The sequence below is a fragment of the Streptomyces mutabilis genome (genome assembly GCF_046628145.1).
GTDB lineage: Bacteria > Actinomycetota > Actinomycetes > Streptomycetales > Streptomycetaceae > Streptomyces > Streptomyces mutabilis.
In genome coordinates, this window is the sequence record NZ_CP176874.1 from 2,198,008 (window position 1) to 2,215,355 (window position 17,348).

At 73.5% G+C, this 17,348-nt stretch carries 16 protein-coding genes and 1 riboswitch; of the genes, 8 read left to right on the forward strand and 8 right to left on the reverse strand.

Annotation, left to right across the window (positions count from 1 at the left end; all coding sequences use genetic code 11):
- Nucleotides 1–75 precede the first annotated feature (75 nt).
- The gene (locus ACLIN4_RS09745) at nucleotides 76–1,218 is read right to left on the reverse strand and encodes a glycosyltransferase family 4 protein (RefSeq protein ID WP_411575673.1); all 1,143 of its coding nucleotides are present in this window, start codon (nucleotides 1,216–1,218) and stop codon (nucleotides 76–78) included.
- Between the two features lie 119 nt (nucleotides 1,219–1,337).
- On the opposite strand from ACLIN4_RS09745, the gene ACLIN4_RS09750 reads away from it, so the two are divergent.
- Nucleotides 1,338–2,579, forward strand: coding sequence for a glycosyltransferase family 87 protein (locus tag ACLIN4_RS09750; protein ID WP_289903800.1), 1,242 nt, complete (start codon nucleotides 1,338–1,340; stop codon nucleotides 2,577–2,579).
- Here the strand turns inward: ACLIN4_RS09750 and ACLIN4_RS09755 are convergent.
- The 5 genes from ACLIN4_RS09755 to ACLIN4_RS09775 all read right to left on the reverse strand — a co-directional run bounded on the left by ACLIN4_RS09755 (nucleotide 2,536) and on the right by ACLIN4_RS09775 (nucleotide 8,058).
- Complete coding sequence (locus ACLIN4_RS09755) at nucleotides 2,536–3,732, reverse strand: hypothetical protein (RefSeq protein ID WP_411575674.1); 1,197 nt, start codon at nucleotides 3,730–3,732, stop codon at nucleotides 2,536–2,538. The two genes, ACLIN4_RS09750 and ACLIN4_RS09755, sit on opposite strands and share 44 nt — an antisense overlap.
- Nucleotides 3,733–3,899: 167 nt before the next feature.
- Nucleotides 3,900–4,913 (reverse strand): NlpC/P60 family protein, encoded by a 1,014-nt coding sequence (locus ACLIN4_RS09760; protein WP_289903798.1) that lies wholly within the window; start codon nucleotides 4,911–4,913, stop codon nucleotides 3,900–3,902.
- A gap of 224 nt (nucleotides 4,914–5,137) precedes the next feature.
- Nucleotides 5,138–6,178 carry a C40 family peptidase gene (locus tag ACLIN4_RS09765; RefSeq protein ID WP_411576747.1) on the reverse strand — a complete coding sequence of 347 codons (1,041 nt, stop codon included), beginning with the start codon at nucleotides 6,176–6,178 and terminating at the stop codon, nucleotides 5,138–5,140.
- Nucleotides 6,179–6,410: 232 nt separating this feature from the next.
- Nucleotides 6,411–7,754 carry an NYN domain-containing protein gene (locus ACLIN4_RS09770; RefSeq protein ID WP_107477099.1) on the reverse strand — a complete coding sequence of 448 codons (1,344 nt, stop codon included), beginning with the start codon at nucleotides 7,752–7,754 and terminating at the stop codon, nucleotides 6,411–6,413.
- A 64-nt stretch (nucleotides 7,755–7,818) separates the two neighbouring features.
- Nucleotides 7,819–8,058: a hypothetical protein gene (locus ACLIN4_RS09775; protein WP_100044199.1), complete on the reverse strand. Its 240-nt coding sequence runs from the start codon at nucleotides 8,056–8,058 to the stop codon at nucleotides 7,819–7,821.
- Nucleotides 8,059–8,215: 157 nt separating this feature from the next.
- Between ACLIN4_RS09775 and ACLIN4_RS09780 the strand changes: the two genes are divergently transcribed.
- The 7 genes from ACLIN4_RS09780 (at nucleotide 8,216) to ACLIN4_RS09810 (ending at nucleotide 14,506) form a co-directional block, all read left to right on the forward strand.
- Nucleotides 8,216–8,986 carry a rhomboid family intramembrane serine protease gene (locus ACLIN4_RS09780; protein WP_107477098.1) on the forward strand — a complete coding sequence of 257 codons (771 nt, stop codon included), beginning with the start codon at nucleotides 8,216–8,218 and terminating at the stop codon, nucleotides 8,984–8,986.
- A complete protein-coding gene (locus tag ACLIN4_RS09785) occupies nucleotides 8,983–9,264 on the forward strand; it encodes an Lrp/AsnC family transcriptional regulator (protein ID WP_100044201.1) in 282 nt (93 codons plus the stop codon). Before ACLIN4_RS09780 ends, ACLIN4_RS09785 begins: the two co-directional genes overlap by 4 nt.
- A gap of 87 nt (nucleotides 9,265–9,351) precedes the next feature.
- Nucleotides 9,352–9,669 carry a small secreted hydrophilic protein gene (locus ACLIN4_RS09790; RefSeq protein ID WP_100044202.1) on the forward strand — a complete coding sequence of 106 codons (318 nt, stop codon included), beginning with the start codon at nucleotides 9,352–9,354 and terminating at the stop codon, nucleotides 9,667–9,669.
- Entirely contained in the window at nucleotides 9,587–11,086 is a 1,500-nt protein-coding gene (locus tag ACLIN4_RS09795) for a sensor histidine kinase (RefSeq protein ID WP_179342358.1), read from the forward strand. The genes ACLIN4_RS09790 and ACLIN4_RS09795 overlap by 83 nt, the downstream gene beginning before the upstream one ends.
- Before the next feature lie 19 nt (nucleotides 11,087–11,105).
- Nucleotides 11,106–11,771: a response regulator transcription factor gene (locus ACLIN4_RS09800; RefSeq protein ID WP_100044203.1), complete on the forward strand. Its 666-nt coding sequence runs from the start codon at nucleotides 11,106–11,108 to the stop codon at nucleotides 11,769–11,771.
- Between the two features lie 57 nt (nucleotides 11,772–11,828).
- Entirely contained in the window at nucleotides 11,829–13,244 is a 1,416-nt protein-coding gene (locus tag ACLIN4_RS09805; RefSeq protein WP_290013177.1) for an SLC13 family permease, read from the forward strand.
- Nucleotides 13,245–13,282: 38 nt separating this feature from the next.
- Nucleotides 13,283–14,506 carry a glycerate kinase gene (locus ACLIN4_RS09810; protein WP_179342359.1) on the forward strand — a complete coding sequence of 408 codons (1,224 nt, stop codon included), beginning with the start codon at nucleotides 13,283–13,285 and terminating at the stop codon, nucleotides 14,504–14,506.
- On the opposite strand, the gene ACLIN4_RS09815 is transcribed toward ACLIN4_RS09810, so the two are convergent.
- Both ACLIN4_RS09815 and trpD read right to left on the reverse strand, forming a co-directional pair.
- Nucleotides 14,440–15,813: an aminotransferase class V-fold PLP-dependent enzyme gene (locus tag ACLIN4_RS09815; RefSeq protein WP_411575675.1), complete on the reverse strand. Its 1,374-nt coding sequence runs from the start codon at nucleotides 15,811–15,813 to the stop codon at nucleotides 14,440–14,442. The two genes, ACLIN4_RS09810 and ACLIN4_RS09815, sit on opposite strands and share 67 nt — an antisense overlap.
- 146 nt (nucleotides 15,814–15,959) lie before the next feature.
- Nucleotides 15,960–16,076, reverse strand: a riboswitch (SAM riboswitch).
- Between the two features lie 81 nt (nucleotides 16,077–16,157).
- Nucleotides 16,158–17,222 carry an anthranilate phosphoribosyltransferase gene (gene trpD / locus ACLIN4_RS09820; protein ID WP_107477095.1) on the reverse strand — a complete coding sequence of 355 codons (1,065 nt, stop codon included), beginning with the start codon at nucleotides 17,220–17,222 and terminating at the stop codon, nucleotides 16,158–16,160.
- Nucleotides 17,223–17,348: the final 126 nt, after the last annotated feature.

Sequence of the window (17,348 nt, forward strand, 5' to 3'; positions counted from 1 at the left end):
CGTTGTGGCTTGTCGCGCAGTTCCCCGCGCCCCTTCCCGGCATGCCGTTCACCGGCGTTCCGAGGGCGCCCTGCGCTACAGCAGCGCCTTCAGGTGCTCCGCCAGCAGGTCCCAGCGCCACTTCTCCTCCACCCAGGCGCGGCCCCTCTCTCCCATCCTGCGGCGCAACTCCGGGTCGCCCAGGAGCGTGACGATACGGTCGGCGGCCTGGTCGGGGTCGCCGCCCCGCACCACCCACCCCGTCTCGCCGTCGAGCACCGCGTCGGGGGCGCCGCCCGAGTCGCCGGCGACGACGGGCAGGCCGGTCGCGGAGGCCTCCAGGTAGACGATGCCGAGGCCCTCCACGTCGAGCCCGTTCCGGCGGGTGCGGCACGGCATGGCGAAGACGTCGCCGGCGCCGTAGTGGGCGGGCAGCTCGGACCAGGGGACGGCCCCGGTGAAGTGGACCGAGGCGGCGACGCCGGTCTCCTCGGCGAGGCGGCGCAGGTCGTTCTCGTAGGGGCCGCCGCCGACGATCAGCAGGACGGCGTCCGGCTCGGCGGCGAGGATGCGCGGCATCGCCCGGATCAGGGTGTCCTGGCCCTTGCGCGGGACCAGCCGTGAGACGCACACGACGACCGGCCGGTCGGTCAGGCCCAGCCGGGCCCGCACCTCGTCGCCGCCGCTGCCGGGGTGGAAGGTCTTCTCGTCGACGCCGGGCGGCAACTGCACCATCCGCGCGGCCGCCTCGGGCGTGAGCGCACCCGCGATCCGGGAGCGCGTGTACTCGCCGAGGTAGGTGATCGTGTCCGTGGACTCCCCGATCCGGCGCAGCAGCTGCCGGGCGGCGGGCAGCTGGGCCCACCCCGCCTCGTGGCCGTGGGTGGTGGCGGCGATCCGCTCGGCGCCCGCCCTGCGCAGTGCCGGGGCCATCAGGCCGAGGGGCGCCGCCGCCCCGAACCACACCGACGTGCACCCGTGCTCGCGCAGCAGCCGGACGGCCGTACGGGTCGCACCCGGCGTCGGCAGCAGCATCGTCGTGCGGTCGCGTACGACGGTGAAGGGCTGCTCGGCGTCGAAGGCGGCGGTGGCCTCGACGCCCTCGCGGCTCCGCTTCCAGGTGGAGGCGTAGACGACGAGCCGCTCGGGGTCCAGCCGTAGCGCCATGTTGTGCAGGAAGGCCTGGATGCCGCCCGGGCGGGGCGGGAAGTCGTTCGTCACGATCAAGGTCTTGCGCACGCCGCCGACCCTACCGAACCGTCCGGACGGCCCGGGGCCCGGCCGCGTCCTGTGGCACGCGCACAGGTGTCCGGGTCATCATGGCCGCACGGCACGGCACGCGGACGGGCAGGGAGCACGTGGAGACGACGGACGCGAGGCGGTCACCGGTGTGGCCGCTGACGGCCTGGGGCGCCACGCGGCTGGTGCTCCTGCTGTTCGTGCTGAAGGTGTGGGTCTTCCCGGGCCCGGACGTCACCAGCGACGTGTCCGTCATCTACCGGGGCTGGTACGAGGTCCTGCGCACCGGAACGTTTCCGCTGGGCGACGTCACCTGGCAGTACCCGCCCGCCGCGGCCTTCGCGATCCTCTCCCCCGCGCTGCTGCCCTTCCTGGAGTACGCGACGGCCTTCTTCGTCCTGGCCTGCCTGGCGGACCTGGCCGTGCTCGCCCTGCTGTGGCGCGCGGGCCGGGGCTCGGGGCGTTCGCCGCGCGGGGCGTGGGTGTGGGTGGTGGGCGTACCGCTGCTCGGTCCGACGGTGTACGCCCGCTACGACGTGATGGTCACCGCCGTCGCGGTGGCGGCGCTGCTGGCGGCGGGCCGGCATCCGCGGGTGGCGGGGGCCCTGGTGGGTCTGGGGGCGCTGCTGAAGGTGTGGCCGGCGCTGGTGCTCCTCGGGATGCGCGGTCGCGCCCCGTGGGCCGCCGCGGCGCTGGGCGTGGCCGGACTGGCGGGGCTGTTCGCCGTGACGATGCCCGGGGCGTTCGCGTTCCTGACGTTCCAGCGGGAGCGGGGCACCGAGGTGGAGTCGCTGGGCGCGCTGGTCTTCCACGTGGCCCGGCACTTCGGCTGGGACGGCGAGGTGCTGCTCAACTACGGCTCGGTCGAGTTCCTGGGCCCCCACGTGGGCACGGTGAGCACGGTGGCGCTGGCGCTGACCGCCCTCGCGTTCGCGTGGCTGCTGCTGTGGCGGCTCGCGGCCTCGCGGTTCGCGACGCACACGGCGGCGGACGCGGCGTTCACGGCGGTGCTGATGTTCACGGTCACGAGCCGGGTGATCAGCCCGCAGTATCTGGTGTGGCTGGTCGGCCTGGCGGCGGTCTGCGGGTGCTTCCGGGCGAGCCGGATGCGCGTGCCGGCCGCCCTGGTACTGGTGGCGAGCCTGGTGACGGTGCTGGAGTTCCCGCTGTACTTCGCGCAGGTCGTCGCGAGCGACCCGTTCGGCGTCGCGCTGCTCTTCGTCCGCAACGGCCTGCTGGTGGCCGCGGCACTGGTCGCGGCCCGCGTCCTGTGGCGGGACGCGGTGCCGCGCGGACGGGCCGAGGCGAAGGGCCGGCTCAGCCGAACTCCGTCCGCAGATACTCCCGCCACCGCGCCGTGAACTCCTCCGGCGTGATCCCGAGCACCCCGTTCATCGCGTCCTCCACCGCGCCCGCCCGCTCGTCGTGCGCGCCCACCGCGCGGTAGAAGGCGTCCAGCCGTTCCTCGCCCCACCGGTCGGCGATCATCAGACAGGCCAGCCAACCGCCCTCGTAGGCGCGGGCCAGCTGGTCCGCGTCGGCGGTGAACCCGAAGTCCTCGTCGGTCGGCAGGTCCGCGGGCGTCCGGCCCTCGGACACCGCGCGGGCCAGTTCGGGGGCGGCCTGGGCGGGGGTGCGGCCGCTGTCCCGGTAGCCGACCCAGTCGGCGTAGCCCTCGGAGAGCCACAGCGGGGTGGCGGCGGTGGTGTCGGCGCGGGTGGCGACGTGGGTGGTCTCGTGGGTGAGGACGACCTGTTTGCCGAGGGTGCCGAGGAGGCCGTACGCGTCGGGGTTGACGATGATCCGGTCGGCGGGGGCGTGCTCCCGCCCGCCGGTCTCGCCGGTGGTGACCGCCGCGATGCCCCGGTACGAGGACGCGGGCGAGCCGAGCAGGCCCGCCATCGCCTCCAGCGGCTTCGGGACCAGGACGACGACCCGCCGGGCCCAGTCCCGCTCCCAGGCGTCCGACACGGCCGGCACCGCCCGGTCGGCCAGGTCCGCGAAGCCGCGCAGCGCCTCGCTGGACTGTCCCACGCCCAGCACGAGGCTGTGGGTGCCCCGGACGACCCTGACGTCGCCCTGGTCCCACGGCTGCTGGCCGGACTTCTCGGCGGGCCGGTCGGAGTCGACGGACCACCGGCCGTCCGCGCCGTCCCGGCTCAGCCGCAGGGTGCGCCGGGTGGTGACGGGTCCCTGGTCGTAGCCGTCGATCCGGTAGCGCAGCTCGACGTCGGCGGTGGCGGTGTCACCGGCGCGGTCCACGTCGGTGACGCGGTACGACCAGGCGGCGAGCGGCACCGCGTCGAGGTGGTCGAAGGAGGCCGCGGCGCCGGTGCGGGCGTAGGCGGAGCGGTCGTGGCCGAGGACTGCGGCGGCCCGCCGGTCCAGCACCCCCTGGACCTCGGTGCGGACCGGGTCCGCGGTGGTGGTCCGGCCGCCGCAGGCCACGAGGGACACGAGCAGCAGGCACAGCGCCACCACCGAGGAACCCGACACCCGCCTTCGACCAGCCACCTTCCCGATCGTACGGGCGTCGGGCCGCGGGAGTCAGGGGACGGGAGAACCGGAAGGGCCGCCCCCGCCCGGCGCCCCGGGCCGACGCCCCCGCCGCGATGCGCACCCGGCCCCGGTCGCGGCGCCGTCGTCCCGGCCGCGGCCCCGCCGGCAGGCACCCGCCCGCATCAGACGCGGGTCACCGACGAGACCGGCATCATGCCCACCGGGTCGTAGCGGACGGGGGCGCCGGGGTAGGGCGCGTGGATGACCTGGCCGTTGCCGACGTACATGCCGATGTGGCTGGCGTCGTCCCGGTAGGCGACGAGGTCGCCGGGGCGGGCCTCGGACAGGGAGACGCGCTGTCCGGCCCCGGACTGCGCCTGCGAGGTGCGCGGCAGGCCGACGCCGGCCTGGGCGTACGACCACTGGGTCAGGCCGGAGCAGTCGAAGCCGCTCGGGCCGTTGGCTCCCCAGACGTACGGCTTGCCGAGGGCGGAGCGGGCGGCGGCCACGGCGGCGGCCGCGCGGCCCGAGGCGGGGGCGGTGCCGCCGGGGGCGGTCAGGTCGGTGCGGCCGGAGCGGGAGCCGCGGTCGTGGGCGGCGCGCTCCTCGTCCGGGAGGGAGTTGAGCAGCCTGCGGGCCTCGGCGAGTTTGCGCTCCACCGTCTTCTTGTGGGCGGCCACGGCCTTGCGGCCCTTCTCCAGCTCGGCGAGCTTGCGTCCGGCCTCGGCGCGGTCCTGGGCGAGGTCGCGCATGGCCTCCTGGAGCTCCTTGAGCTGACCGGCCTGGTGCGTGGTGACCCGGTCGAGCGCGGAGGCCTTGTCCAGGTAGTCGTCCGGCTCGGCGGAGAGCAGCAGCGCCAGCGACGGGTCGATGCCGCCGGAGCGGTACTGGGCGCCGGCCAGCGAACCGAGCGCGTCCCGCATGGAGTTGATCCGCGCCTGCTGCCGGGCGATCGCGTCCTGGGCCGTGCTGACCTCCTTGCGCAGGGCGTCGGTGCGCGCGTCGGCCTTGTTGTACGCCTCGGTCGCCCGCTCCGCCTCCGTGTGGAGCCGGTCCACCTCCGCCCGCCGGTCGTCCTGCGGGGCGGCCGTGGCCGGTACGGCGCCCAGGAGCGCGGCGGCGACGGAGATCAGGCCGACGGCGGCGGTGGACCCGCGGTCGAACCCGGTTGGTGCAAGGCGGCGATGGGACCCCACGGGAAGCCGCACTCCTTCCGCTGGCGGACAGGGAAACGCGGCAGACAGTAACCCCGCGGCGGGGCACCCACCAACGACCTCGGAGGAGCGCACAACGCGCGACCCCGCCGCTGACGCAGGTCACCGGCGGGGCGGGAGTCCCGAGGGCCTGCCACGATTCGCCCGAACGGGCGGCACGGCGAGGCGGCCTCGAGGGTTGTACGGGGCGGCGGGAGGGGCTGGGGTCAGACCCGGACGCCGAACATGAACGGACCGCCGATGGTGCTCATCGACTCGTAGCGGACGACCGTTCCGGTGCGCGGCGCGTGCAGGACCTGGCCGTTGCCGGCGTAGAGGCCGACGTGGTGCAGGTCGTTGAAGAAGAAGACGAGGTCGCCGACCTGGAGCTGGCTCATCGAGGAGATGCGCGTGCCCGCGCCGGTCTGCGCCTCGGAGGTGCGCGGGATGCCGACGCCGGCCTGGGCGTAGGCCCAGGAGGTCAGGCCCGAGCAGTCGAAGGAGGACGGCCCGGTGGCGCCGTAGACGTAGGGCGTGCCGAGCTTGCTCTGGGCGGCGGCGAAGGCGGCGGCGGCCCGGCCGGAGGCGGGGGTGCCGGTGCCGGTGAGGACCTGGCGCTCGCTGCTGCGGGTGGCGCGCTGCTCGTCGGCCTGGAGGGCGGCCTTCTCCTGCGCGGTGAGCGAGTTGAGCAGCTTCTGCGCGGAGGAGAGCTTGCCCTGGACTTCCTTCTTCTTCTTGCCCAGCTCGGTCCGGGTGGCGGAGAGGTCCTTGAGCTTCTCGGACGCCTCGGCTCGCTGCTGGGCGAGGTCGCGCTGCTTCTCCTGGACCTTCTTCAGCGTCTCGACCTGCTGGCCGCTGAGCTGGTCGAGGGTGGAGGCCTTGTCCAGGTAGTTGTCCGGGTCGGCGGACAGGAACAGCTGGAGGGACGGGTCTATCCCGCCGGAGCGGTACTGGGAGCTGGCCATCGAACCGAGGCCGTCGCGCAGCTCGTTGAGCTCCTCCTGGCCGCGGGCGACGTTGTCCTGGATGGTGGAGATCTCCTTCTGGAGCTTCTCCTGCTTCTCCTTGGCCCCGTTGTACTTCTCGGTGGCCTGCTCCGCCTCCTGGTAGAGCTTGTCGACCTTGGCCTTGACCTCGTCCTTGCTCGGCTTCTCGCTCGGCGCGGCGTTGGCGGCCTGGGAACTGAGAGCGACAGCGGCGGCAGCGGCGGTGGTGAGCACGGTCACGCGCGTGCGGCTCGGCTGCTTGGGACGACGGTGGGACGCCACGGAGACGAGCTCCTTCTTGAGAGGGATCACCCGTGCGAGGGTTCGAGGGCTGACCCTAGTGACCCACTCGTGATCAGTTCAAATCCTCCGCCCGAAAAACCCCGTTACTCACCGCGTTCTTTGCCACAACTCACCTGCTGTGACGCCCTCTTGACGCTACGTTGCGTGACGGTTCCGTCAATACGGGCATACAACTCCGACGTTATGGTTGGCACGAAAGTGGAGCAGGGGGTCAGGAAAGCCGCTTGAGGAGCACCGCGGACGCCACCGGGCGTGCGCCGGCGCGCGCGACGCCGTCGGCGACCTCGCGGTCGGTGGAGACCACGATGACCGGCCGTCCCGGCGGCTCGGCCCGCACCAGTTGGCGGATCAGCTCGTCGGCGGTGACGCCGGGCTTGGAGAACAGCACCCGGACCCCGCGCGGCGGCGCGAGCAGCACCGGCGCCGCCAGTTCGGCCCCGTCGAAGACGCAGGTGGTCTCCGCGCCGGTCTGGGCGGCGAGCTGGGAGAGCTGGCCGAGCAGCCGCAGCCGCTGCTTCTCCAGCGGCATCTGCGGATAGCCGGTCTTGGTGACGTTGTAGCCGTCGACGACGAGGTGGGCCTGGGGCAGCGCGAGCAACTGGTCGAGGACGGCGGGGTCGTGTTCGGACAGGGCGCGGTTGGCGATGTCCTTCGGCGTCATGCGGCCGGGCTCGACCGCGTCCACCGTCTCGGCGGGCCGCACGGACACCGGCGGCAGGGCCAGCTCCCGGCGCAGCCCCTGCGTGGCGTCCAGCAGGGTGTCCAGGAGCAGCCGTACGCGCATGTCCTCGACGCTGCGCCCCTCGCGGGCCGCCTTGCGGGTGGCCTCCAGGGCCGCCTCGGCCTCGGTGAGCCGGGCCTTGAGCCGCCGGGTCTCGCTCTCGGCGGCGGAGACCTGGGCGTGCCCCTCGGCGCGTACGGCGTCGATCTCGGCCTGGACCTTGCGCAGCGCCGCCTCGCCGCGCTTGACGTCGCTGAGGGCGGAGCGCAGCTTGCGGTGCAGCGATTCGGCCTCCCGCTTCGACGCGTCCAGCTCGGCGCGCAGCCGCTCGGTCTCGGCCCTGGTGTGCTCGCGGGCGCGGGCCAGCTCCTCGTGCAGCCGCTCCAGCTCCGCGCGGCTCTCCTCGTCGGCGCGCTCGGCGTCCGCGCGCTGCGCCTCCTCGCCGGCGGCGGTCACCAGCTTCACCCAGCCGTGCGGCCGCAGCACGTAGGCCGCCGCCGCGACGTCCAGCGGGTCGGCGGCCGGGGGCGGGGAGCCGGCGTCCAGGGCCCCGGCCAGTTCCGGCTGGGCGTCGCGGAACTTCTCGCCGATGCGCTGGCGGAACAGCGTGTCGGTCTCGACGGCGGCGGCCATGGCGTTGCCGGCGAACTTGGCCCTGCGGTTCGGGGTGAACCTGGCGTACTGTCTCAGCTGTGCCGGCAGTTCGCCGGGCGTGAGACCGCCGAAGCCGTCGGAGACGATCTGCACGACCCTGCGGCGCACGCCGTCGGGCAGCGGCCGGTCGAGCACCTCGGCGGCGCCGTCGCCCGGCCCACCGCCCTGTGTCTCCACCATCCGTCACCCCAATGTCTCCGCGTGATCCCGGACGGGATCACCTCGTGCGGGGCCGCTCCCGTGATCAGGAGGCGGCACCCGGCCTGTCGACGAGTTCCACCTGGTCCACGGCGTTGCACCAGCGGCACCGCACCGACTCGATGGTCTCACTGAGCACCTCGCGCTCCTCGACCTTCGGCTCGCCGGCCAGATCGAGGTGCACGTACTCGACGACCTTCGAGGCCCGGGTGACGTCGAAGCGGGTGAGGTTGCCGCAGAGCATGCAGCGCCACCGCGTCGTCTCGGTCGGCAGGGGAACCGTCATCGTGGCTGTTCGCTCTCTTCCAGTGTCGGTGACGCGCCGGGCTCCCCCGGTGCGTGTGGCTCGTAACCCTACGGCCTGGCGGGTACCCGACGCCCGCGTGTCCACGGCGGCGAGGCGACCTGGGTGGTTGCGTCCCGTTACGTCATGCTCTGTATCCATGATCCGCAACTGGAGCACGTCGGTCCGCAGAAGGGTCGCAGCGGTCAGGGCACTCGGCCCGGCCCGCACCGCCCGGGGCCGGGCCGCGCCCGTGACGTACACGCTGATCACCCTGTGCTGCCTGCTGTTCCTGATCAGTCCGGCGGCCGGCCTGAATCCGGTGTACGGCACCGGGGAGGAGCTGCTCGCCGCCCAGCGGGCGTACTTCCGACGGTGGGGCGTGATCCCCGCAGAACTGTTCGAGGACTCCCCGGGTTCGGCCCTCACGCCCGCCACGGCGCTGTTCGTGCACGGCAGCTGGGTGCACCTGCTGGGCAACATGCTCTTCCTGTACGTCTTCGGCGCGATGACCGAGGAACGGATGGGCCGACTCCAGTTCGCCCTGTTCTACCTCGGGTGCGGCTACCTGGCCCTGCTCGGCTACGCGGGCGCCAACGCCCACTCCCAGCAGTCCCTGGTCGGCGCCTCCGGGGCGATCTCCGCGGTCCTCGGCGCGTTCCTCTTCCTCTTCCCGCGCGCCCGGGTGACCAGCCTCCTGCCCTTCCTCTTCTTCCTGCCGCTGCGCTTCCCCGCCTGGGTCGTGCTGCCGTTCTGGGTGGCCCTGCAGTGGACGGCGGCGGGGCGGGCGGGCGACGGGCCGGGGGTGGCGTACCTCGCGCACCTGGTGGGCTTCGGGCTGGGCTTCGTCTTCGCCTGGGTGCGGTTCGGGCGTACGACTAGAGTGAAGAGCGTTCCAGTGGCGGCGCCCGAGGGAGAGAACCAGCCGTGATCAGCGCGATCGTCCTCATCAAGACCAGCGTGGACCGCATCCCCGAGATCGCGGAGCGGATCGCCGCGCTGGAGAACGTCAGCGAGGTCTTCTCCGTCACCGGCACCTACGACCTGATCGCGATGGTGCGGGTGAGCCGGCACGAGGACCTGGCCGAGGTCATCCCCGGCCGGATCAGCAAGATCCCGGGCGTGGAGGGCACGGACACGCACGTGGCGTTCCGGACGTACTCGCAGCACGACCTGGAGGCGGCCTTCGCCATCGGGCTGGACAACTGATCCCGGCGCCCGGCCCGCGCGCCCGATGAAGAGTTCTTCATCCCGGGCTCATCCGGAGAGCCGGGTACCGGGCGCAGTATCAGGGGCATGGTCTTCTCACGCCGGATGGCGGCCCTGGCGGCCGTCGTCCTGATCCCGCTCGGCATCGCCGCGACGAGCTTCGCCCTCACCGACAGCCCCCAGGAACCCAAGGTCCCGTCCAAGGTGGAGCTGGAGAGCGGCTCCCCCACCCCGACGCCCACCTCCTCCTCACCCGAGCCGACGCCCAGCGACCAGGTGGTGACCCGGCCGCCGGTGACCGACAGCCCTCCGGATGACGACGATGACGACGACCGAGGCCAGGGAACCGGGGACGACTCCGGCGCCGAAGGATCCGCCGACGACGGACCCGGCGACGACGGCTGACCGTGAGCGCCGCCGGATCTCGGCCCGCGTCCGCATCCTGCTCTGGCTGCTGCTCGTGATGGCGGTCGCCCTCGCCTCGGTGGCCACGACCACCCGCTCGATCCTGCTGCACGACACCGACCAGCGGATCAACGGGCTGCTCGCGCAGGAGGCCGGGGAGTTCGCCAACTTCGAGGAGCAGGGCTTCGACCCGGAGACCGGCCTGCCGTTCACCGACCCGGAACGGCTGCTGAAGGTCTTCCTGCAACGGCAGTACGCCGACCTGGACGAGGAACTGCTCGGCCTGGTGGGCAACGTGGGCGACCGACCGACCAAGTTCGTGCAGCAGCGCGAGATCCCGGTCGCCCTGCCCCTGCACGAGGACGGCGACGCCCTGCGCACCATCTACGCCTCGCCCGACTCCACCGGCACCCTGCACCGGCCCGAGGGCGAGGTCCGCTGGGCCAAGGTCACCGTCGCCCGGTACGGCGGCGAACCGGCGGCGGCGTTCGTGGTCGCCTTCCACCCGGGGCGCGAACAGGAGCGGGCCGACGAGGTGTTCCGCGTCCTGCTCGCCATCTCCGGCGTCGCCCTGCTGATGACGACGGGCATCGCCTGGGTGGTCGCGGGCCGCATCCTCAAGCCGGTGCGGCTGGTGCGCACGACGGCCGCGCAGCTCACCGAGCAGGACCTGACCCGGCGCATCCCGGTGCACGGCAACGACGACGTGGCCGCGCTCGCCGAGACGTTCAACGCCATGCTCGACCGGCTGGAGCGCGCCTTCGCCGCCCAGCGCCGGTTCGTCGACGACGCGGGCCACGAGCTGCGCACCCCGATCACCATCGTGCGCGGCCACCTGGAACTGATGGGCGACGACCCGGCGGAGCGGGAGGAGACCGTCCGCCTGGTCACCGACGAACTGGACCGGATGAGCCGCATCGTCGAGGACCTGCTGCTGCTCGCCAAGACCGAGCGCCCCGACTTCGTCACCCCCGAGCCCGTGCAGCTCGCCGAACTCACCGCCGACGTCTACGTCAAGGCCCGCACCCTCGGCGACCGCGACTGGGTACTGGACCAGGTCGCCGACCGCGAGGTGCGGCTGGACCCCCAGCGGATCACGCAGGCCATGGTGCAGCTCGCGCAGAACGCCGTGCAGCACACCACCGCCGGCCAGACCATCCGCATCGGCTCCCGCGCCGACGGCGCCCGCGTCGAGCTGTACGTCGCCGACTCCGGCCCCGGCGTGCAGGCGCAGGACGCCGAGGTCATCTTCGAGCGCTTCCGGCGCGGCACGGCCCGGCGCGGGGTGCGCGGGACCGGCGCCGGTCTCGGGCTGTCGATCGTGAAGGCGATCGCGGAGGGCCACGGCGGGCGGGTCGGCCTGCGCACCACCGAGGGTGGCGGCGCCACCTTCGTACTGACACTTGATTCCGACTGATCGCGGAAGAGGCACGCCCATGAACCGCATCCTCATCGTCGAGGACGAGGAGCGCATCGCCTCCTTCGTCGAGAAGGGCCTGCGCGCCAACGGCTTCACCACCACCGCCGTCGCCGACGGCGACGCCGCCTACGAGTACGCCCTCACCGGCGGCTTCGACCTGGTCGTCCTGGACATCGGGCTGCCCGGCCGGGACGGCTTCACGGTCCTGCGCGAGCTGCGCGAGTCCCGGGTGACGACCCCGGTGATCGTGCTGACCGCCAGGGACTCCGTACGGGACACGGTGGCCGGCCTGGAGGGCGGCGCCGACGACTGGATGACCAAACCGTTCCGCTTCGAGGAACTGCTCGCCCGGGTACGGCTCAGGCTGCGTACGGCGGCCAGGGCGCCCGAGGTGACGGTGCTGAAGTCGGGGGCGCTCAGCCTGGACCTGCGCACCCGCCGGGCCCGCGCCGGGGAGCGCACCGTCGACCTGACGGCCCGTGAGTTCGTGCTGCTCGAACTGTTCCTGCGCCACCCGGGGCAGGTACTGTCCCGCGAGCAGATCCTGTCGCACGTGTGGGGCTACGACTTCGACCCCGGCTCCAACATCGTGGACGTGTACGTGCGGGCGCTGCGCAAGAAGCTCGGGGCGCAGCAGGTCGAGACGGTGCGCGGGATGGGGTACCGGCTGCCTGCCTGGTGAAGTTTCCTTCATGTGACGCTCATCGATGGCTCACCGCCCCCGTGAATCCTCGATGACGTGACGTTGAACCTCCGCCTCGCGGCGGCCCTCTGCGTGGCCCTGTCCCTGTGCGCACTGCTGGCGGTGCCCGGCAACTTCCCGGCCCTCGGCGGCGACGCGCGCCTCACCCTCGCCGTGTTCGCGCTGGCGACCTGTGCCTGGATCGGTACGCCGATCGACGACACGTACATCGCGCTGGGCGCCGGACTCGCGCTGACCGCGACCGGCGTGATCAGCAGCGACACCCTCTTCGGCACCCTCGGTGACGACACGGTGTGGCTGCTGATCTGCGCCTTCGTGCTGGCCGCGGCGGTGGCGCGGACCGGGCTCGCCGGGCGGGCGGCGGCGTTCCTGGTCGGCGGGGCGCGCAGCGTACGGCAGTTGGTGCACCTGACGACGGCCGCGCTGGTCGTCACCGCGTTCGCGGTGCCGGCGACGTCGGGGCGGGCGGCGCTCGCGCTGCCGGTGTTCCTCGCCCTCGCCAAGGCCCTCGCGGACCGCAAGCGGCTGGTGGTGATGCTGGCGCTGCTGTTCCCGACGGTGATCCTGCTGTCGGCGGTGGCGACGCTGATCGGCGCGGGCGCCCACCTGATCACCGTGTCGGTGCTGTGGGAGGCGACCGGGGACCGGATCGGCTTCACCCAGTGGCTGCTGCTCGGGCTGCCGCTGGCGGTGGCCTCGTCGCACCTGGCCGCCGAGACGGTCCTGTTGACGACCACTCGGCGGGCGGACCGCAGGGGCCCGGTGCACATCACCGCCGAGGAGATACAGCGGCACAGCGAGGACCCGGTCACCGGCCCCTGGACCCAGGCGGAGAAGCGCTGCGCCCTGCTGCTGGCCACGGTGGTGGCCCTCTGGTGCAGTGAGCCGCTGCACCACGTCCCGCCCGCGGTGGTGGCGCTGATCGGCGCGGTCGTCGCCTCCTCCCCCGCGCTGGGCACCGTACGCCTCAAGGACGCGCTCAAGACCGTGCCGTGGTCGCTGCTGCTGTTCATGGCGGCGACCATGGCGATGGGCGTGGCGCTCGCCGACTCCGGTGCGGCGAGGTGGCTGGTGTCCGGGCTGCCCGCGGACGTCACGCCGGCCGTCTTCCTCGGCGTCGTGGTCGCGGTGAGCACGGCGGCCCACCTGGTCCTCCAGTCCCGCTCGGCCCGCTCCTCGGTCCTGGTGCCGCTGGTGATCGCCGCGGCCGTGGGCGCGGGGGTCAACCCGGTCGCCGCCGCGCTCGCGTCCACGGCGGCGGCCGGTTTCTGTCACACGCTCCCGGCCTCCGCCAAGCCGGTCACGCTCTTCTCCGACATCCCCGGCACCCCCACCTACACCCCGCGCGACCTGCTGCGGCTGTCCGCCGTCCTGGCACCGCTGACCGCCGCGCTCGTGCTGTTCTTCGCCGCCGCCGTCTGGCCGCTGCTCGGCGTACCCGTGACCCGTTGAAGGAGCCCGCCATGTCTTCCGTGCCCTCGATGCCCTCCCTGCTCAACCGGGTCGCCGTGGCCCCCAGCGGCTTCAAGGAGTCCCTGTCCGCCCAGGCCGCCGCCGACGCCATCGCGGCGGGCGTCCGCCGGGTCCTGCCGGACGCCGAGATCGACCGCATCCCGCTGGTGGACGGCGGCGAGGGCACCGCCACCGCGCTGGCCGCCGCGACGGGCGGGCGGCTGGTCGCGCTGGCCGCCACCGGCCCGGTCGGCGAACCCGTCGGCACCCACTTCGCACTGCTCGGCGGCCGGGACACGGCGGTGGTGGAGATGGCCGCCGTCGCGGGGCTGTCCCTGGTCCCCCGCGCCCTGCGCGACCCGGGCGCCACGACCACGTACGGCGTCGGCGAACTGATCCGGGCCGCGCTCGACACCGGGGTACGGCGCGTCCTGGTCGGCTGCGGGGACTCGGGTACGTCCGACGGGGGCGCGGGCGCGCTCCAGGCGCTCGGGGCGCGGCTGCTCGACGCGGACGGCTTCGAACTCCCGCACGGCGGACGCGAGCTGATCCGCCTCGCCCGCATCGATCCGTCCGGCCTCGACCCGCGCCTGAAGGACACCGAACTGCTGGTCGCCTGCAACCCCTTCAACGTGCTGTGCGGTCAGCGGGGCGTGGCCCGGGTGTTCGGCCCGCAGAAGGGGGCGACGCCCGCGCAGGTCGAGGAGTTGTCGGAGGGGCTGGAGAACTGGGCGCGGGTCCTCACCCGCGACCTCGCGGCCGTCGGCGTCGACCTGCGCACGGGCCCCGGCACCGGCGCCTCCGGCGGGCTGGGCGCGGGTCTGGCCGCCGTCGGAGCCCGGCTGCTGCCCCGCTTCGACGTCCTCCTCGATCACCTGGACCTGGACGCCCGGCTGGCCCGCGCCGACCTCGTGCTCACCGCCGAGGGCGCCCTGGACCACCAGACGCCCCGCGGCAAGGTCCCGGCCGAGGTCGCCCGGCGTGCCAAGCTGCACGGCCGTCCCGTCCTCGCGCTGGCCGGCACGCTCGGCGAGGGCGCGCACGAGGTGCCCGGGGTGGACGCCTTCCACGGCATCATGCCGGCGCCGATGGCACTGGCGGACGCGCTGGTGCGGGCGGCCGAACTCCTCACGGACGCCACCGAGCGGGCGCTGCGGATGATCCTGCTCGGCTCGCGACTGCCGGGCCGGGCGGCTCAGACGGTGGAGGTGTCGGCGGCGGCGGACGTGTCGGGCACGCAACGCCCGTCCTCGGTGCGGTAGTTCCACCGGGCGCCGTCGCGCACCAGCTCCTTGACGGCGTCCACGAACCGCTCGACGTGCTCGTCCGGGGTGCCGGCGCCGAAGCTGACGCGGATGGCGTTGAGGGACTTCTCGCCGGGCGCCGCCTCCAGAGCGCCGCATTCGCCCTGCGTCTCGGGGTCGCTGCCGAGCAGGGTGCGCACCAGCGGGTGGGCGCAGAAGAGGCCGTCGCGCACTCCGATGCCGTACTCGGCGGAGAGCGCGGCGGCGAAGTGGGAGCTGTTCCAGCCGTCGACGACGAAGGAGAGCACCCCGACCCGGGGAGCGTCGTCACCGAAGAGGGACAGGACCCGCACCTCGGGCACCTCGGCGAGCCCCTCCCGCACCTTCCCGATCAGGTACTCCTCGCGGGCGACCAGCGTGTCGAACCCGGCCTCGGTGAGCGCCTTGCAGGCGGAGGCGATCGCGTAGGCGCCGATGACGTTGGGCGAGCCGGCCTCGTGCCGGGCGGCGCTGTCGTGCCACTGGACGTCCACGCCACCGTCCGCGCGCCGGGAGACGCTGCGGCTGGCGCCGCCGCCCGCGAGGTAGGGCTCGGCCGCGCGCAGCCAGTCGGCCCGCCCGGCCAGCACGCCGGAGCCGAAGGGGGCGTAGAGCTTGTGCCCGGAGAAGGCGACCCAGTCCACGTCCAGGTCGGTCACCGAGACGGGGTGGTGCGGGGCGAGCTGGGCGGCGTCCAGCACGATCCGGGCGCCGTGCGCGTGCGCGGCGGCGGCCAGTTCCCGCACCGGCCACAGCTCGCCGGTGACGTTGGAGGCGCCGGTGACGCAGACCAGGGCGGGCCCGTACGGCTCGCGGGCGGCGAGGGCGCGCTCCAGGGTCTCGACGGCCTGGGCGGGGGTGCGCGGGGCGTCGAGGTAGGTCACGTCCGCGTCGCGCCAGGGGAGCAGCGAGGCGTGGTGCTCGGTCTCGAACACGAAGACCCGGCAGCCGGCCGGCAGCGCGGCGGCGAGCAGGTTCAGGGAGTCGGTGGTGGACCGGGTGAAGACCACCTGGTCGCCGTCCCGGCAGTCCAGGAACTCGGCGACGGTCCTGCGGGAGTTCTCGAAGAGGTCGGTCGACAGCTGCGACAGGTACCCGGCCCCGCGGTGCACGCTGCCGTAGTAAGGGGCGTAGGCCGCCACGTCGTCCCAGACCCGCTGGAGCGCGGGCGCGCTGGCGGCGTAGTCGAGCGCGGCGTAGGTGACCTCGCCGCCGGTGACGAGCGGGACGGTGACGTCCCGGCCGAGAACGGGCAGCGGGGTGGCGACAGCGGTGGGCACGGACATGGCGGACTCCCGTGAAAGAGCAGCGCGAAGAAGGACGCTGTGAAAGAGGAAAAGGGGTGTGCGGAGGCGGGGCTCTGCGGCCCTATCGCATTCGCTGGTTCACGGAAGACTCCCTCGGACGACCCAGGACCCCTGGTTTCGCGAGGGGTCCGCGCTTGCCGTGGACCTTGCTGTCCACGGCCTGGTCTTCACCCGGGGCACCCCGCCACGGACGGAGGGTTGCCGGACAGTCGGCCGGGGCCTCATGACTGTCACTCATGACCTGTCGAAAAACCTATGGGAAGTGATCGGCGCCCCGCAACCCGAGTCCGGATCGCGGGACGCACGTCACACGAGAGGGTGGGCTACGCGTTGCTCGCCGCGACCCAGCGCTCCAGGACCCGCCCGGCGGCGCCCGAGTCGATCGACTCGGCGGCCCGGTCCATGCCGGCCCGGATCTGTTCGGTCAGCGGCCCGTCGCCGGGCTCCAGGGCGACCAGGGCCGCCGCGGAGTTCAGCAGCACCGCGTCCCGCACCGGGCCCCTCTCGCCGGCCAGCAGGCGGCGGGCGACGTCGGCGTTGTAGGAGGCGTCGGCACCGCGCAGGGCCTCGACCGGCACCAGTTCGAGACCGACGTCCCGCGGGTCGAAGGCCTGCTCGGTCACCCGGCCGTCCCGCACGATCCAGACGCGGGAGGTGGACGTCGTGGTCAGCTCGTCGAGGCCGTCGTCGCCGCGGAAGACCAGGGAGGAGTGCCCGCGCTCGGCGAAGACACCGGCGATGATCGGCGCCATCCGGGCGTGCGCGACCCCGATCGCCTGGGCCTTGACGCCCGCCGGGTTGGTCAGCGGACCCAGGAAGTTGAACACCGTGCGGATGCCCAGCTGGCCGCGCGCCGCCGCCACGTGGCGCAGCGCCGGGTGGAACTTCACCGCGAAGCAGAAGGTGATGCCGGCCTCCTCGGCGACCTCCGCCACCCGCTTCGGCGTCAGCTCCAGATTGACGCCCAGCTTCTCCAGGACGTCGGAGGCCCCGGACGCCGAGGAGGCGGCCCGGTTGCCGTGCTTGACGACCTTGGCGCCGGTGCCGGCCACCACGATCGCCGACATGGTGGAGATGTTGACCGTCTTGGCGCCGTCGCCGCCGGTGCCGACGATGTCGACCGTCTCCCCCGGCACCTCGATGACGTTGGCGTGCGCGTACATGGTGCGGACGAGACCGGAGATCTCCTCGACGGTCTCGCCCTTGAACCTGAGGCCGACCGCGAAGCCGGCGATCTGCGCGTCGGTCGCCTCGCCGCGCATGATCACGTCCAGTGCCCAGGCGGTCTCGTCGGCGGTCAGGTCACGGCCGTCCGCCAGTCCGTTCAGCAGGGCGGGCCAGGAGCGGCCCGCCGCGGTGTCGCCTCCAGCGGGGGTCAAAGCGCTCATGAGCCGCTCCTGAATCGTGTGCATGACGGTGAGAAGGTGTGCTCCCACCCTATCCAGCCCCGGGCACGGCGAAGGGCCCCGTCCGCGGAACGGACGGGGCCCTTCGACCGTGGTGTGGCGACGCTG

Excerpts from the sequence above, each read along its gene's own strand:
- ACLIN4_RS09780 (WP_107477098.1), top strand. The coding sequence starts at position 8,216 with ATGATCCGCAACTGGAGCACGTCGGTCCGCAGAAGGGTCGCAGCGGTC.
- ACLIN4_RS09815 (WP_411575675.1), bottom strand. The coding sequence starts at position 15,813 with ATGTCCGTGCCCACCGCTGTCGCCACCCCGCTGCCCGTTCTCGGCCGG.
- ACLIN4_RS09775 (WP_100044199.1), bottom strand. The coding sequence starts at position 8,058 with ATGACGGTTCCCCTGCCGACCGAGACGACGCGGTGGCGCTGCATGCTC.
- ACLIN4_RS09790 (WP_100044202.1), top strand. The coding sequence starts at position 9,352 with ATGGTCTTCTCACGCCGGATGGCGGCCCTGGCGGCCGTCGTCCTGATC.
- ACLIN4_RS09795 (WP_179342358.1), top strand. The coding sequence starts at position 9,587 with ATGACGACGACCGAGGCCAGGGAACCGGGGACGACTCCGGCGCCGAAG.
- trpD (WP_107477095.1), bottom strand. The coding sequence starts at position 17,222 with ATGAGCGCTTTGACCCCCGCTGGAGGCGACACCGCGGCGGGCCGCTCC.
- ACLIN4_RS09800 (WP_100044203.1), top strand. The coding sequence starts at position 11,106 with ATGAACCGCATCCTCATCGTCGAGGACGAGGAGCGCATCGCCTCCTTC.
- ACLIN4_RS09770 (WP_107477099.1), bottom strand. The coding sequence starts at position 7,754 with ATGGTGGAGACACAGGGCGGTGGGCCGGGCGACGGCGCCGCCGAGGTG.